The organism is Arenimonas sp. MALMAid1274 (assembly GCF_049195245.1).
Taxonomy (GTDB): domain Bacteria; phylum Pseudomonadota; class Gammaproteobacteria; order Xanthomonadales; family Xanthomonadaceae; genus Arenimonas.
In genome coordinates this window covers 187294-201070 of the sequence record NZ_JBMIRR010000023.1, presented here as the reverse complement: position 1 = coordinate 201070, position 13777 = coordinate 187294, and the positions used below count along the sequence as shown (strand labels likewise).

At 68.8% G+C, this 13777-nt stretch carries 15 protein-coding genes; 8 read left to right on the top strand and 7 right to left on the bottom strand.

Features of this window, described 5'->3' with window-relative positions:
• Window positions 1–10: 10 nt before the first annotated feature.
• Entirely contained in the window at window positions 11–700 is a 690-nt protein-coding gene (pdsR, locus tag ACOQFR_RS04325) for a proteobacterial dedicated sortase system response regulator (RefSeq protein ID WP_421378930.1), read from the bottom strand.
• A 142-nt stretch (window positions 701–842) separates the two neighbouring features.
• Between pdsR and ACOQFR_RS04320 the strand changes: the two genes are divergently transcribed.
• The 4 genes from ACOQFR_RS04320 (at window position 843) to ACOQFR_RS04305 (ending at window position 4744) form a co-directional block, all read left to right on the top strand.
• Window positions 843–2897, top strand: coding sequence for a marine proteobacterial sortase target protein (locus ACOQFR_RS04320; RefSeq protein WP_421378928.1), 2055 nt, complete (start codon window positions 843–845; stop codon window positions 2895–2897).
• 106 nt (window positions 2898–3003) lie between these two features.
• The gene (locus ACOQFR_RS04315; RefSeq protein ID WP_421378926.1) at window positions 3004–3189 is read left to right on the top strand and encodes a hypothetical protein; all 186 of its coding nucleotides are present in this window, start codon (window positions 3004–3006) and stop codon (window positions 3187–3189) included.
• Complete coding sequence (locus ACOQFR_RS04310) at window positions 3186–3911, top strand: class GN sortase (protein WP_421378924.1); 726 nt, start codon at window positions 3186–3188, stop codon at window positions 3909–3911. The genes ACOQFR_RS04315 and ACOQFR_RS04310 overlap by 4 nt, the downstream gene beginning before the upstream one ends.
• Window positions 3912–3994: 83 nt before the next feature.
• A complete protein-coding gene (locus ACOQFR_RS04305; protein WP_421378922.1) occupies window positions 3995–4744 on the top strand; it encodes a biosynthetic peptidoglycan transglycosylase in 750 nt (249 codons plus the stop codon).
• A 135-nt stretch (window positions 4745–4879) separates the two neighbouring features.
• Here ACOQFR_RS04305 and rraA read toward each other — a convergent pair whose 3' ends face one another.
• A complete protein-coding gene (gene rraA / locus ACOQFR_RS04300; protein ID WP_421378920.1) occupies window positions 4880–5353 on the bottom strand; it encodes a ribonuclease E activity regulator RraA in 474 nt (157 codons plus the stop codon).
• A 19-nt stretch (window positions 5354–5372) separates the two neighbouring features.
• Window positions 5373–6047, bottom strand: a complete 675-nt coding sequence (gene rpe / locus ACOQFR_RS04295) for a ribulose-phosphate 3-epimerase (protein ID WP_421378918.1) — start codon at window positions 6045–6047, stop codon at window positions 5373–5375.
• Window positions 6048–6225: 178 nt separating this feature from the next.
• Here rpe and ACOQFR_RS04290 point away from each other — a divergent pair, with 178 nt between their 5' ends.
• Window positions 6226–7056: an outer membrane protein gene (locus ACOQFR_RS04290; RefSeq protein ID WP_421378916.1), complete on the top strand. Its 831-nt coding sequence runs from the start codon at window positions 6226–6228 to the stop codon at window positions 7054–7056.
• A 61-nt stretch (window positions 7057–7117) separates the two neighbouring features.
• On the opposite strand, the gene ACOQFR_RS04285 is transcribed toward ACOQFR_RS04290, so the two are convergent.
• Together ACOQFR_RS04285 and ACOQFR_RS04280 are read right to left on the bottom strand one after the other, a co-directional pair.
• A complete protein-coding gene (locus tag ACOQFR_RS04285) occupies window positions 7118–7441 on the bottom strand; it encodes a J domain-containing protein (RefSeq protein WP_421378914.1) in 324 nt (107 codons plus the stop codon).
• Window positions 7438–7767, bottom strand: a complete 330-nt coding sequence (locus ACOQFR_RS04280) for a c-type cytochrome (protein ID WP_421378912.1) — start codon at window positions 7765–7767, stop codon at window positions 7438–7440. The genes ACOQFR_RS04285 and ACOQFR_RS04280 overlap by 4 nt, the downstream gene beginning before the upstream one ends.
• A gap of 101 nt (window positions 7768–7868) precedes the next feature.
• Here ACOQFR_RS04280 and ACOQFR_RS04275 point away from each other — a divergent pair, with 101 nt between their 5' ends.
• Both ACOQFR_RS04275 and ACOQFR_RS04270 read left to right on the top strand, forming a co-directional pair.
• Window positions 7869–8765 carry a phosphoribosylaminoimidazolesuccinocarboxamide synthase gene (locus ACOQFR_RS04275; protein ID WP_421378910.1) on the top strand — a complete coding sequence of 299 codons (897 nt, stop codon included), beginning with the start codon at window positions 7869–7871 and terminating at the stop codon, window positions 8763–8765.
• Between the two features lie 61 nt (window positions 8766–8826).
• Complete coding sequence (locus ACOQFR_RS04270; RefSeq protein WP_421378908.1) at window positions 8827–9330, top strand: DUF962 domain-containing protein; 504 nt, start codon at window positions 8827–8829, stop codon at window positions 9328–9330.
• A gap of 73 nt (window positions 9331–9403) precedes the next feature.
• Here ACOQFR_RS04270 and ACOQFR_RS04265 read toward each other — a convergent pair whose 3' ends face one another.
• Complete coding sequence (locus tag ACOQFR_RS04265) at window positions 9404–9907, bottom strand: hypothetical protein (protein WP_421378906.1); 504 nt, start codon at window positions 9905–9907, stop codon at window positions 9404–9406.
• A 135-nt stretch (window positions 9908–10042) separates the two neighbouring features.
• Between ACOQFR_RS04265 and ACOQFR_RS04260 the strand changes: the two genes are divergently transcribed.
• Window positions 10043–10930: a DMT family transporter gene (locus ACOQFR_RS04260; protein ID WP_421378904.1), complete on the top strand. Its 888-nt coding sequence runs from the start codon at window positions 10043–10045 to the stop codon at window positions 10928–10930.
• A gap of 341 nt (window positions 10931–11271) precedes the next feature.
• Here the strand turns inward: ACOQFR_RS04260 and ACOQFR_RS04255 are convergent, their stop codons facing one another.
• Window positions 11272–13767, bottom strand: coding sequence for an efflux RND transporter permease subunit (locus ACOQFR_RS04255; protein WP_421378902.1), 2496 nt, complete (start codon window positions 13765–13767; stop codon window positions 11272–11274).
• Window positions 13768–13777: the final 10 nt, after the last annotated feature.

Below are 13777 nucleotides of genomic sequence, written 5' to 3'. Positions count from 1 at the left end.
CGGGCGCGGCTCAGGCACGCCAGCGGTAGCCGGCACCGTGCACGGTGTCCACTTCGTCGAAGGCCGGGTCCAGGGCCTGGAACTTGCGGCGGATGCGCTTGATGTGGGACGTGATCGTTGCGTCGTCCACCACCACCTGCGCCTCGCGCATCAGCTGCTCGCGCGTCTTGACGTGGCCGGGATAGCGCACCAGCGCGTGCACCATCCAGAACTCGGTGACGGTCAGCGCCACCTCGGCGCCGTTCCAGCTCACGCGCATGCGCTCGAGTTCCAGCGTCAGTCCTCGCAGGCGGAAGACCGAATCGCGCGCCTGCGGCGCCGCCAGCGAATCCAGCCGCCGGAACAGGGCATGGATGCGCGCCGTGAGCTGCGGCAGGCTCGTGTCCTTGCTCAGGTAGTCGTCGGCGCCCAGCCGCAGCCCGGAAATCACGTCGAAGTCGGAATCGCGCGCGGTCAGGAACAGGATGGGCAGCGTGGCCGAGCGTGCGCGCAGTTCGCGGCACAGGTCGAAGCCGCCTTCGGGCTCGTCGCCCAGGCCCACGTCGATGATCACCAGGTCCGGCAGCTTCAGCGCGAACGCGGCCTGCGCCTCGGCCCGGCTGGCGTGCGGCTGCACGCCGTAGCCGTGGCGACGCAGCGCCTCGGCGTAGTTGGCGCGGATGGCGGGTTCGTCCTCGACGATGGCGACGGTGCGTGACATGGCGGCCAGCCTAGGGCAGCGCCCGGCCCCGGGGCAATGCATTGCCCGCAAATCGCCACAACTCGTCAGCGCCTGCGCCGAAACCGGCCCGGCCGCGGGCAGGCGCCGGCCTTGCAATGGCTCCACACCCAGGAGCCCCGCCATGCACGTCCGAGAAACCCGCAAGCCCCGCCTCTACCGCATCCGCCGCGCGCCGCCGCGCCCGGTGGTGTGGTTCTGCCTGATGTTGAGCCTGGCCGTGGCGCTGGTGTTCGCCAGCCTGCCCGCGCTGGCCACCGAAGACAGCGACCCCGAACCCGAAGGATTGATGCTGCGCGAAGGCGACCGCTGGGTCGCCACCCTGGCCATGGACACCACCGTGGACATGCAGGTGCGCGGCCTGCTGGCCGAGGTGAGCGTGCGCCAGACCTACCGCAACGACGCCAGCGAGTGGCGCGAGGGCCGCTACCTGCTGCCGCTGCCGGAGAACGCCGCGGTCGGCGCGCTCACCCTGCGCATCGGCGACCGCCTGATCGAGGGCGAGATCCGCGAGAAGGAAGAGGCCAAGGCGGTTTACGCGGCGGCCGCCGCCAACGGCCAGCGCGCCAGCCTGGTCGAGCAGAACCGACCGAACCTGTTCCAGACCGCGGTCGCCAACATCGGCCCGGGCGAGGAGGTGGAAATCGAAGTGCGCTACTGGCAGCCGGTGCGCTACCAGGACGGCGAATTTTCGCTCGGCCTGCCGCTGACGCTGACCCCGCGCTACACCCCGGCGCGCGAAACCTCCTTCGCCCAGGGCCAGGCGCGCGGCCGCTTCGTGATGCACCCGGTGGCCAACGAGGCCGAGGCCCTGCCGTCGGTGGACGGCAGCCACGACGCCGGTTCGGCGCTGCCGCCGTCGGTGGTGCTGACCGCGGAGATCGAACCGGGCCTGCCGCTGCAGAGCCTGACCAGCCCCTCGCATGCCATCACCGTGTCGGCCGAAGGCAGCACCTACCGCGTCACGCTGTCCAACCTGGTGGAAGCCACCGACCGCGACTTCGTGCTGCGCTGGGCGCCGGTGCCGAGCAAGGCGCCGCGCAGCGCGGTGTTCACCGACCGCATCGGCGGCGAGGATTTTGCGCTGGTGATGCTGGTGCCGCCCACCCTGCCCTCGGCGCCGCTGCCGCGCGAACTGATCCTGGTGATCGACAACTCCGGTTCGATGATGGGCGCGTCGATGGAACAGGCGATCGAGGCCGCCGACCGCGCGCTGTCGCGGCTCAAGCCCGGCGACCGCTTCAACGTGGTGCGCTTCGACGACACCTTCGACCTGCTGTTCCCTGCGCCGGTGCCGGCACAGCCCGGCAACGTGGCGCGCGCCCGCGCCTACGTGCGCTCGCTGCAGGCCGACGGCGGCACCGAGATGCTGCCGGCGCTGCAGGCCGCGTTCGCCGGCCAGGCGCCGGCCGGCTACCTGCGCCAGGTGGTGCTGGCCACCGATGCGGCGGTGGGCAACGAAGCCGAACTGCTGGAGGTGATCGAACATCAGCGCGGCGAGGCGCGGCTGTTCCCGGTCGGCATCGGCAGCGCGCCGAACGGCCACTTCCTGCGCAAGGCGGCCGAGACCGGCCGCGGCACCCAGACCCTGATCCGCGACGTGAATGAAGTGACCGAACGCATGGATGCGCTGCTGGCCAAGCTCGACAAGCCCGCGATGCGCGACATCCAGCTCGACTGGCCGGGCGTGGCCGAGATGTACCCCGAGCGCGTGCCCGACCTGTACGAGGGCGAAGCGCTGCAGGTGGTGGCCCGGCTGGATCGCCTGCAGGACGCCGTGACCGTGCGCGGCCTGCGCCCGCAGCCCTGGGTGCGCCGCATCCCGCTGACCACGGCGTCGGCCACGCCCTCGCCTGGCGTTGGCCGGCTCTGGGGCCGTGCCCGCATCGATTCGCTGGAAGACCAGATGCGCCGTGGCGGCAGCGCCGAAAGCCTGCGCCCGATGATCGTGGACGTGGCGCTGCGCCATGGCCTGGTCAGCACCTACACCAGCCTGGTGGCGGTGGATCGCACGCCGGTGCGGCCGAAGGATCAATCGCTCGGCAGTACGCGCATGATGAACAGCGCGCCGGACGCCTCGCTCGAATTCGCACAGGGCAGCGTCGGCTGGTTCCGCGAGCTGCTGCTGGCCCTGGTGCTGGCGCTGTCGGCGCTGTTCCTGCTGCGGGCGAGGAGCTGAGCCATGCTCGCGCGCCTGCTCGCCTTCCTGCTCTGCACCACCCTGCTCTGTCTCCTGCGCGATCCCGCGCAGGCCTGATCCCTGTCCCCGGCCCGAGGAAGCCCCCATGGTCCTGATCGTCGAACGCCGCGATACGCCGACCCCGCCCAGCGCGACCGATCCCGGCCCGCGCTCCACCGAACGCGCGCTGCGGCACATGCACTGGTACTACCTGCCCACCGACGCCAGCCCGCTGATGCAGCGGCGGCCGGTGCCCCTGGCTTCACCCCCGACGGCGCAGGAGGCGCCGTGAATTCCAGCACGCCGCGCACCGGATCAGGGACGCACTCTCGGGGCAGGGAAGCCCCACCCTCGGCGCCCTCCCCTGGCGACGACGGCCCCCGATCCGCGCGCGGCGGGGGCAAGGAGGCCCCACCTTCCACCACGCGCCGCTGGCTGGGCCGCGGCCTGCTGCTGGCGGCGATGGCGATGGCGGTGCATGCGGCCTGGCTGCCGGCCAAGGCCCAGGTCGCGCAGCACCTGCTCAAGGGTTCGTGGTCGCAGCGACTGGCCGATGGCGGCACGCACCGGCCCTGGCCCTGGGCCGACACGCACGCCGTGGCACGCCTGCGTCAGTCGCGCCTGGGCATCGACCAGATCGTGCTGGCCGGCGACAGCGGCCGTCCCCTGGCCTTCGGGCCGGGCTGGGCCGAAGCCAGCGCGGCGCCCGGCAGCGCCGTGGGGACCACGATCATCAGCGGTCATCGGGACACGCACTTCGCCTGGCTGGAGAAGCTGCGCCCGGGCGACACGGTGACGCTGGAAACGCCCCAGGGTCCGCGCGACTTCACCGTGGCGGCGATGCAGGTGGTGGATTCGCGCCTGCATCGCATCGCCACCGGCGTCGACGACGGCCGTCTGGTGCTGGTGACGTGTTGGCCCTTCGATGCGACGGCGCCTCGGGGGCCGATGCGCTATGTGGTGACGCTGGGGGGCGGGGATGAGGAGCGGTTGGCCACGGATGAACGCGGATAACGCGGATAAACGCGGAGGGATGCCCGGGCATTGAGTCGGGCTCCGCGCATTGGGGAAGGTTTCTGACAACGCGGGTGGTTCACATGGTCCGCAAGTTCATCAAGGTGGCCTTGGTCGGGGTGTGGGTGGTCCTGCCCGCCTATCTCTTCGTTGTTTTTCTCTGGGCCAATGCCGTGGTCGATGAGCTGCTGGGGCAAACGCGCGCCCATCGCCAGGCGGTCGCGCTGCAGCCACGGCATATCGAGGCCCTGGTGAGGATCGAGGATCCGGCGTTCTACGCGCACCACGGATTGAACATTTCCAAGGGGCAAGGCGTGACCACGATCACCTCGGTCCTGGCACGGGACCTCTTTCTCGGGCAGCACGATGTGGATGGCGTCGGGGGAGCGATGCAGTCGTTCTACCGCGGGGTATTCAACTGCTGCAGGAAGCTGGACCTCGGCCGTGACGTCATGGCCCTGGTGCTGGACGCGCACACCACGAAACAGCAGCAGCTGGACATGTATCTCAACCGCACCTACCTGGGATCACTTCACGGTCGCGGCGTCATCGGATTCGAGGCCGCCGCAAAGGCCTACCACGGCAAGCCGCTTTCCCGGCTCACCGACCGCGAGTTCTACAGCCTCCTGGCGATGGCCCTGGCCCCCAACCACTACCACCCCGTACGCAACCCCGAAATCCACGCGGACCGCGCACGGCGCATCGAGGCGGTCGCCACCGGCAAGTGTGACCCCACCGGCTGGCTCGACCTGACCTACGACGACTGCATCCCCGCGCGCGACGGGCCCTTGGCGGCCCCGCAATCAATTTTTGACGCGGATGAACGCGGATGAACGCGGATGAAGCGGTTGAAACGGATGAAGCGGATAACGCGGATAACGCGGACAGATCAAACCAAATCCGCGTCATCCGCGTCCTTCCGCGTCAAAAAATCCGCTCTTATCCGCGCAAATCCGCGGCCAAAAAACCTAACCCGGATCCGCCAGCACAACCACCCCATCCTCGTCGGCACACAACCAGTCACCCGGAAGCACGACCACGCCACCCAGATGCAGGGCCACGTCGCGCAGCCCCTGGTCGCGTTTTTCGGTCTTGCGCGGGCAGGTGCCCAGCGCCTTGACGCCCAGGTCGAGCCGCGCAATGGCCTCGGTGTCGCGGATCACCCCGTGCACCACCACGCCGGCCCAGCCATTGCGCACGGCCAGGGCGGCCAGGTTGTCGCCCAGCAGGGAACGGCGGGTCGAACCGCCGCCGTCCACCACCAGCACGCGGCCGTTGCCGGCTTCGGCCACCGCCTCGCGCACGCGCGAGTTGTCCTCGAAGGTGCTGATGGTGCTGATGCGTCCGGAAAACGCGATGCGGCCGCCGTAGTCGCGGAGCGGCAGGTCGGGAACGCGTGCATCGTCGCGGCTGTCGCAGAGGTCGGCGGTCTTGGCGGTCATGGTCGGCGTGCTCCCGGCGTCAGGCGCGCGCGGCGGCGACTTCGGCGCGCATCTTCGCAATCACGGCCGCGTAGTCGGGTGCGTTGAAGATCGCCGAGCCGGCCACGAAGGTGTCGGCACCGGCGGCGGCGATCTCGCGGATGTTGTCGGCCTTCACGCCGCCGTCGATTTCCAGGCGGATGTCCTTGCCCAGCGCGTCGATGCGGTCGCGCACGCGCTTGAGCTTGTCGAGCGCCGAGGGAATGAAGGCCTGGCCGCCGAAGCCCGGATTGACCGACATCAGCAGCACCAGGTCGAGTTCCGGCAATACATAGTCCAGCACTTCCAGCGGCGTGCCCGGATTGAGCACCAGGCCGGCCTGGCAGCCCTGGGCCTTGATCAGCTGCACGGTGCGGTGCACGTGCTCGCTGGCCTCGGGATGGAAACTGATCAGGCTGGCGCCGGCCTTCGCGAAGTCGGGCACGATGCGGTCCACCGGCTTCACCATCAGGTGCACGTCGATCGGCGCGGTGACGCCGTGCTTGCGCAGCGCCTCGCACACCAGCGGGCCGATGGTGAGGTTGGGCACGTAGTGGTTGTCCATCACGTCGAAGTGCACCCAGTCGGCGCCGGCCGCGAGCACGTTGTCGACCTCTTCGCCCAGGCGGGCAAAATTCGCCGAAAGGATGGAGGGCGCGATCAGGCACGTGGACATGACGGTTTCCGTAGTCGGGCGGCGTGGCCGCAGCGTGAAGATTCTACCCTCCCCCGACCGCAGCTGAACCGTTGACCCCGGTTTCACGCTCCCTGCATCTGGCCGGCGCCCGGGCTCCGTAGGGTGGGGTGGCGGGCCCCACGCCCGCACCAATTCCCCCGCTGCAAGGAGCCCCACCATGAATCAACGCCTCGCCCTTTCCCTCGCCGTCGCCCTGGCCGCCTCGGCCGGCCCTGCCCTGGCGCAGTCCGACTGGACCGGCTTCTACATCGGCGGCCACGCCGGTGGCGCCGAGCAGGATGACGACCGCAACGAGGACGTGCGTTTCGACACCGACCTCGACGGCAGCTTCGGCGACACCGTGAACACCGCCGCCCCGGCCAATGCCTTCTCGCCCGGCTTCTGCGGCGGCGCCGCCAACGGCCCGACCCCGGCCAACGGCTGCCGCAGCAACTCCGACGACAAGGCCGATGACTACGGCGTGCGCCTGGGCTACGACTGGCAGAGCGGCAATTTCGTCTACGGCGTGCTGGGTGAATACGCCAGCGGCGGCGTGACCGACAGCGTCACCGCCTACAGCACCACGCCGGCCTTCTACACCCTGACCCGAGAGCTGGAGTCCACCTGGGCCCTGCGCGGCCGCGCCGGCTTCACCTTCGGTGACGGCGACAACCTGATCTACGGCACCGCCGGCTACGCCTGGGCCGATGTGAAGAACGACTTCGCCACCAGCAATGGCGTCAACACCTTCACCACCAACGGCGACAGCAACGCCAAGGGCGCCCAGTACGGCCTGGGTTATGAGCGCCGCATGGGCGACAACTTCACCGTCGGCCTGGAGTACCTGATGTCCGACCTGAAGGACGACGAATATCGCGTCCGCGCCCAGGGTCCGGCCCCGGCCACCAACCCGTTCATCCGGGTCAACCCCAACGGCACCGATTTCCGTCGCGGCAACGAGGACATCGAGACCTCGAGCCTGCGCCTGACGCTGAACTACCGCTTCTGAGTGGCGGGGGTGGGGGCCGCGCTCCGCGAGGGGTGCGGCCCCCTTTTCATGGCGCGGCGGATTATTGGCCGCGCAGCTTTCGGATGTGGTCGTAGGCGGCGTTGATCTCGCGCGCCTTGTCTTCCGCCTGCAGCCGCAGCTCGTCGGCCGCACCCGCCAGGCGGTCGGGATGGTACTGGGCGATCAGCCGGCGGTAGGCACGGTCGATCTCGCCCTCGCTGGCGTCGTCGCGCAGGCCCAGCACCGCGTAGGGATCGTATTTTTTCGGGCGCAGCCAGTCGGCGTCGAAGGCATGGCCCACCAGCAGGCCGATCACGGCCCCGCCCGGGTGGCGCAGCAGCAGCCAGCCGGCGACGAAGCCGAGCAGTTTTCCGTACCACCTCATGGCGACGTCCCCTGGGCGAAACCCGGCTGGGCCGCGTACCAGGCGGCGAAGGCCTGGATGTCGCGCGGCTGCAGGGTATTGGCGATGCTGGTCATGGGCACGTGCTGGCGCTTGCCGCTGCGGTAGTCGGCCAGTGCGCGCTCCAGGTAGACGCGGTCCTGGCCGCCCAGGTGCGGCGTGCCGGGCGTTCGGCTGCGGCCGTCCACGCCATGGCAGGACACGCACAGGCCCAGCTTGGCTGGCTTGGGCGGCGTGGCGGCGAACACCGGCACCGAGGCCAGCAGCAGCAGGGACGGCAGGACGTGGGTGCGCAGGGCGTGGCTCATGCCCTGATTCTAGCAGCCGGCCCCGCGCCGCCGGCAGGGCGCGGGTGCGGTGCGCGCGGCACGGGCTTTACAATGGTGGCCCCGCGTCCGCGAGCCCGACCGTGTCCACCACCCTGCACACCTCCGACCTGCCCGGCCTGACCCTGCTGCACCGGGGCAAGGTCCGCGATGTGTACGAACTGCCCGACGCGCGCCTGCTGATGGTGGCCACCGACCGGCTGTCGGCCTTCGACGTGGTGCTGCCCGACCCGATCCCGGGCAAGGGCGAGATGCTGTGCCAGATCAGCAATTTCTGGTTCGACAAGACCGCGCACCTGATGCCCAACCACCTCACGCACGAGGACGTCGCCACGGTGCTGCCGGCCGGCGTGGATCCGGCGCTGTACGCGCGCCGCGCCGTGGTGACCAAGCGGCTGCGGCCGGTGCCCGTGGAGGCGATCGCGCGCGGCTACCTGATCGGCAGCGGCTGGAAGGACTACCAGCGCAGCGGCGCGGTCTGTGGCATCCGCCTGCCGTCCGGGCTGCAGCAGGCGCAGCAGCTGCCCGAACCCATCTTCACGCCGTCCACCAAGGCCGCGGTCGGCGACCACGACGAAAACGTCAGCTACGAAGCCGTCGAGGCGAAGATCGGCCCGGCACTGGCGGCGCAGGTGCGCGACGCGACGCTGGCCATCTACCGCTACGCCGCCGCGTACGCGCTGGGCCGCGGCATCATCATCGCCGACACCAAGCTCGAGTTCGGCCTGGACGACCACGGCGTGCTGCACGTGATGGACGAGATGCTGACGCCGGACTCCTCGCGCTTCTGGCCGGCCGACCAGTACCGGGTGGGCATCAGTCCGCCCAGCTACGACAAGCAGTTCGTGCGCGACTATCTCGAGACCCTGGACTGGAACAAGACCGCGCCCGGACCCCGGGTACCGGCCGAGGTGATCGAAGGCACGCGGCGCAAGTACGCCGAAGCCCTGGACCGCCTGGCGGACCTGCGGCTGGACTGATGCCGCCGGCCCGGGCCGGGGCTATCATGCCGGCGTACCCCCGAGCTTACGGAGACCGGCCATGTCCACTTCGCCCGAGCTGTTGAACCTTCCGGATCCCCGCCGTCCGATCGACCGCTGGCTCTTCAGCTACTCGGGCGACCACGTCAATCCGACCAACCAGTTCATCCACCTGCTGTGCGTGCCGGCCATCGTCTGGTCGGTGACCGCGGCGCTGTGGGTGATCCCCGTGCCCGCGGCGTTCGCAAGGCCGGGCGCCTGGATGGCGGTGGGCATGCTGCTGGCCTGGGCCTGGTACTGGCGGCTGTCGCGGCCGCTGGCGCTGGGCATGCTGGTGGCCTTCGCCGGCATGGGCGCGCTCAACTATTGGCTGTCGGGCCTGCTGGGCATGACCGGGCTGCTCTGGCTGGCGGTCGGTGTGTTCGTGGTGGCCTGGATCGGTCAGTTCATCGGCCACAAGATCGAGGGCCGCAAGCCCAGCTTCTTCACCGACATGAGTTATCTGCTGGTCGGGCCGCTGTGGACGCTCGACAAGCTGTACCGGAAGCTTGGGTGGGCACACTGATTGTTTGATCTGGCGCCGGCGCCATAAACGAAAAAACGCGGGCGCCCGAAGGCGCCCGCGTCGAAGCAGACCTTCAGCCGCCCATCATGCTGGCGGCGCCGAGCCCGAGCATGGCCATCAGGATGCCCAGGCCGATGCTGGCGACGATCGCGATCACCACCATCACCACCAGGTACAGCAGCGCCACCAGGCAGGAACGGCCGTAGCCGATCGCGCGCCCGTCGGGATGCTTGATGATCAGGTTGATGAAGAAGGCCGACACGAACAGGCTGGCCACCAGGCTGATCGCGCTGGCGCCGAGCGAGGCCATCATCGCGCCCGCGCCCGCCATCGTCGGATCCGCGCTCGCGGCCTGGCTTGCGGCGGTGGCGCCGACGCCCATCACCATGGCCACGATGATGTTGATCACGAAGCCCACCACGCCGGCCAGGAACACCACCAGTACCGATTTACCATAACCCGGCGAAAAACTCTCGATCAGCCGCACGCTGAACTTCAGCACCAGGCCACCGATCAGCAGGCCCAGCACGAAGGCCACCAGGGCCACCACCAGGATCATGCCCCCCAAGGCTGCCATCCCTTCCATTGTCTTCTCCCCGATTGAATTGAATGCGCGATGCGCCCCCGGACTCTGAACGAGGGCGGCGGCGCGGGCAAGCCCGGCAGGTGGCGTGCTGGCGGATAATGGCGGCCTCACCCGACGGCGCCCGCCATGCCCCTGCGCGATCTCCTGCTGGCCCTGCTGGTCTGCCTGGCCTGGGCCGGCAATTTCCTGACCTCGGCGATGGCCCTGCGCGAGATGCCGCCGCTGCTGTTCACGTCCGGGCGGCTGGCGCTGCTGGCCCTGCTGCTGTTCGCGTTCCTGCGGCGTCCCGCGCCGGGCCAGTGGCCGCGGCTGCTGGCGATTGCCCTGTGCACCGGCGTGCTGCACTTCGGCCTCAGCTTCTGGGCGCTGAAGCTGGCCGGCGACCTGTCCTCGCCGGCGATCGTGATGCAGAGCTACATCCCGATGTCGGTGCTGCTGGCCTGGGCGGTGCTGGGCGAGCGCTTCGCCTGGCGCACGGGCGCGGCGATCGCACTCAGCTTCGGCGGCGTGCTGGTGCTCGGCTTCGACCCGCTGGTGCTCGACAACCCGGCCTCGCTGGCCCTGATGCTGGTGTCGGCCTTTTTCCTGGCGGTGGGCACGGTGCTGATGCGCGGCCTGTCGGGCGTGGACCGCTACGGCATGCAGGCCTGGACGGCCGTGGTCGGCGTGCTGCCCCTGCTGGCGCTGAGCCTTTGGCTGGAACCGGGCGGCCTGGCGCAGGTGCCCGCGCTCAGCGCCACGGCCTGGTTCGGCATCGCCTACGCCGCCATCGTCGCTTCGCTGCTCGGGCACGGCATCTACTTCAGCCTGGTGCAGCGCCACGCGGTGGCCAAGGTCATGCCCTGGCTGCTGCTGACGCCGGTGTTCGCCATCGGCCTGGGCATCGCCTTCTGGGGCGACCGCCCGGGCCCCAAGCTTCTGGTCGGCGGCGCCATGACCCTGGCCGGCATCCTGCTGATCGCCCTGCGCAGCCAGGCCCGCGCTCGCGCTGTTCCGGTGGCTGAGGAGTTGTGATTTTTTTGCCGCGGATTTACGCGGATGGGCGCGGATAAAAGCGGATTTTTTGACGCGGACAAGAGCGGATTTTTGACGCGGATCAACGCGGAGAGACGCGGATCCAGAAGCGGGATGTGAGTGGGCGCACAGTGCCGCAGGCTCTTGCGCGCGCGGCCGGCCCCGCACGCGCCGATCGACCCCTGCCACCAATCAAAACCGCTCTATCCGCGTCCTTCCGCGTTAATCCGCGTCAAAAATCCGCTCTTATCCACGCCCATCCGCGCCCATCCGCGTAAATCCGCGGCCAAAAAAAGAAACGGGCCGAAGCCCGTTTCCCTGGAACAAGTAGCAAGGAGCAATCAGAGGCGCGGCACCCAGTCGTCCTTCTCGCGCGGGCGGAGCAGCCAGCGGCAGAGGGCGGGCAGGAAGACGATGGCGGCGATCATGTTCACCACGAACATGAAGGTCAGCATGATGCCCATGTCGGCCTGGAACTTGAGGTCGGAGAAGATCCACATGGCCACGCCCACCGCCAGCGTCAGCGCGGTGTAGAAGATGGCGATGCCGGTGGTCTTGAGCGCCACGAAGTAGCTTTCCGACAGGGTTCGGCCCTGCAGCATCGACTCGCGCATGCGCGCGAAGATGTAGATGCCGTAGTCCACGCCGATGCCCACGCCCAGGGCCACCACGCACAGCGTGTTGACCTTCATGCCGATGTCGAGCTGCACCATCAGCGAGTGGCCCAGTTCGGTCACCAGCACCAGGGGCAGCAGCACGCACAGCGCGGCCAGCGGGTTGCGGAAGCTGATCCAGCACATCACGAAAACGGCGGCGTAGAGCAGGTAGAGCATCATGTGCTCCTTCTCGCGCACCACCTCGTTGGTGGCCGCGGCCACGCCGATGTTGCCCGTGCCCAGGCGCAGGTTGACCTGGTCGCTGGTGAACTCGGGGTTCTCGGCGGCCTCGGCGGCCAGCTTCACCTGCAGGTTGCCAGGCACGTAGGCGTCGTTCTTCTCGCGGAAGTCCTTCACCGCCGCGACCACGCGGTCAATGGTGGTGGCCTGGTGGTCGGTGGTGAAGATGGTGATCGGCATTGCGCTGCAGTCGGCGTTGAGCAGGCCCGAGTCGGTCTCGAAGCTCTGCGTGGCCTGGCGCAGCGTGTCCGGATCGCGCGGCAGCACGCGCCAGCGCACCGAGCCGTCGTTCCAGCCGGCGTTGACGATCTTGGCCATCGCCGGCAGCGTGATCACCTGCTCGACGCCCTCGACGTTCTCCATGTGCCAGGCGAAGCGGTCGATGGTCTCCATCGCCGTGTAGCTGGTGGTGCAGGCCGACGGGCCGGCCTCGGCGATCACGTTGAGCATGTCCACGCCCAGCGAGAAGCGGTCGGCGATCAGCAGCGCGTCCTGGTTGTAGCGGGCATCCGGGCGCAGTTCGGCCACGCCCTTCTGGGCGTCGCCGATCATCACCTTGTTGCCGTGCTGCCAGGCGAAGAACCAGACCACGGCGCCGATCAGGATGACCACCGCGGCGGCGCCGGGGCGGGACAGCTTGGACAGCGCGGCCCAGACCTTGTCGAAACGGGTCAGCTGGCGCAGGCGGAACTCGCGCTTGCGCTCGAGGTTGCGAAGGCGCGTGTAGCTCAGCAGCACCGGCAGCAGCACCAGGTCGGTGAGGATGGTCAGCGCCACGCCGACGGTGGCCGTGATGGCCAGCTCGCGCACCATGTCGATGGGGATGACCATGATGGCGCCGAAGCCGATGCAGCCGGCCAGCAGGGCCACGGTGCCCGGGATCAGCAGCATGCGGAAGGACAGGCGGGCGGCCTCTAGCGGCTCGACGGCGTCCTTGGAACGCGCGCGCAGCTCCTCGACCGTGCCTTCCTCGAGCCCGCCGAAGAAGATCTCGCCGCGGAAGCGGTTGATCATCTGTTCGCCGTGGCTGACGGCGATGGCGAAGATCAGGAAGGGCGTGAGCATGTTCATCGGGTCGATGCCGAAGCCCATCAGCTTCAGCGCGCCCAGCATCCACACCACGGACACCAGGGCCGCGACCACCGTCAGGCTGGCCAGCTTCACCGAGGTCGAGTACAGGAACAGCAGCAGCCAGGTGAAGGCGATGGTGAGCGCGAAGAACTTGATGACCGAACGCGCGCCGTCGCTGATGTCGCCGACCACCTTGGCGAAACCGATGATGTGGACGGTGTGGTTCTCGTCCTCGTACTTCTGGCGGATGGCCTCGAACTGGTTCGCGACCTCCTGGTAGTCGACCTTGTTGACCTCGCTCTCGGGAATGAGGTCGGCCCAGATCATGGCGCCCGACCAGTCCTTGGCCACCAGCCGGCCGACGATGTTGGCCTTGACGATGTTGCCGCGGATGTCGGCGAAGTCCTGCGGGGTGGAAGTGAAACCCTCCACGTTCGGCGTGAAGGTCTGCGGGATCACGTTGCCGCCCGACAGGCCGTCTTCCACCACCTCGATGAAGCGCACGTTGGGCGTGAACAGGGAACGCGAACGGGCATCGTCGGTGGAATCGAGGTTGATCACCTCGTTGGTGACGTTCTCCAGGGTCTTCATGAACTCCTGGTCGAACATGTCGCCGTCCTTGGCGATCACCGCGACCAGCACGCGGTTGGCGCCGCCGAACTCCAGCTCGTAGTCCTGGAAGGTCTGCATGTACTCGTGCTGCAGCGGCACCTGCTTCTTGAAGCCGGCGTCCACCTTGAGCTGGCTGGCGAAGTACAGCATCGCCACCGTCACCAGGGTGAAGATGATCAGCACGAGCGGCCGGCTGCCGAAGACAATCGTCTCGGCGAATCGGGCGAAGGGACCGGGTTGGGCGTTGGGCAGGCTCATTGGTACTCCG

Bases quoted from the DNA above. Each gene is read 5' to 3' on its own strand.
- pdsR (WP_421378930.1), bottom strand. From the start codon at position 700: ATGTCACGCACCGTCGCCATCGTCGAGGACGAACCCGCCATCCGCGCC.
- ACOQFR_RS04320 (WP_421378928.1), top strand. From the start codon at position 843: ATGCACGTCCGAGAAACCCGCAAGCCCCGCCTCTACCGCATCCGCCGC.
- ACOQFR_RS04315 (WP_421378926.1), top strand. From the start codon at position 3,004: ATGGTCCTGATCGTCGAACGCCGCGATACGCCGACCCCGCCCAGCGCG.
- ACOQFR_RS04305 (WP_421378922.1), top strand. From the start codon at position 3,995: ATGGTCCGCAAGTTCATCAAGGTGGCCTTGGTCGGGGTGTGGGTGGTC.
- rraA (WP_421378920.1), bottom strand. From the start codon at position 5,353: ATGACCGCCAAGACCGCCGACCTCTGCGACAGCCGCGACGATGCACGC.
- rpe (WP_421378918.1), bottom strand. From the start codon at position 6,047: ATGTCCACGTGCCTGATCGCGCCCTCCATCCTTTCGGCGAATTTTGCC.
- ACOQFR_RS04290 (WP_421378916.1), top strand. From the start codon at position 6,226: ATGAATCAACGCCTCGCCCTTTCCCTCGCCGTCGCCCTGGCCGCCTCG.
- ACOQFR_RS04285 (WP_421378914.1), bottom strand. From the start codon at position 7,441: ATGAGGTGGTACGGAAAACTGCTCGGCTTCGTCGCCGGCTGGCTGCTG.
- ACOQFR_RS04280 (WP_421378912.1), bottom strand. From the start codon at position 7,767: ATGAGCCACGCCCTGCGCACCCACGTCCTGCCGTCCCTGCTGCTGCTG.
- ACOQFR_RS04270 (WP_421378908.1), top strand. From the start codon at position 8,827: ATGTCCACTTCGCCCGAGCTGTTGAACCTTCCGGATCCCCGCCGTCCG.
- ACOQFR_RS04265 (WP_421378906.1), bottom strand. From the start codon at position 9,907: ATGGCAGCCTTGGGGGGCATGATCCTGGTGGTGGCCCTGGTGGCCTTC.
- ACOQFR_RS04260 (WP_421378904.1), top strand. From the start codon at position 10,043: ATGCCCCTGCGCGATCTCCTGCTGGCCCTGCTGGTCTGCCTGGCCTGG.
- ACOQFR_RS04255 (WP_421378902.1), bottom strand. From the start codon at position 13,767: ATGAGCCTGCCCAACGCCCAACCCGGTCCCTTCGCCCGATTCGCCGAG.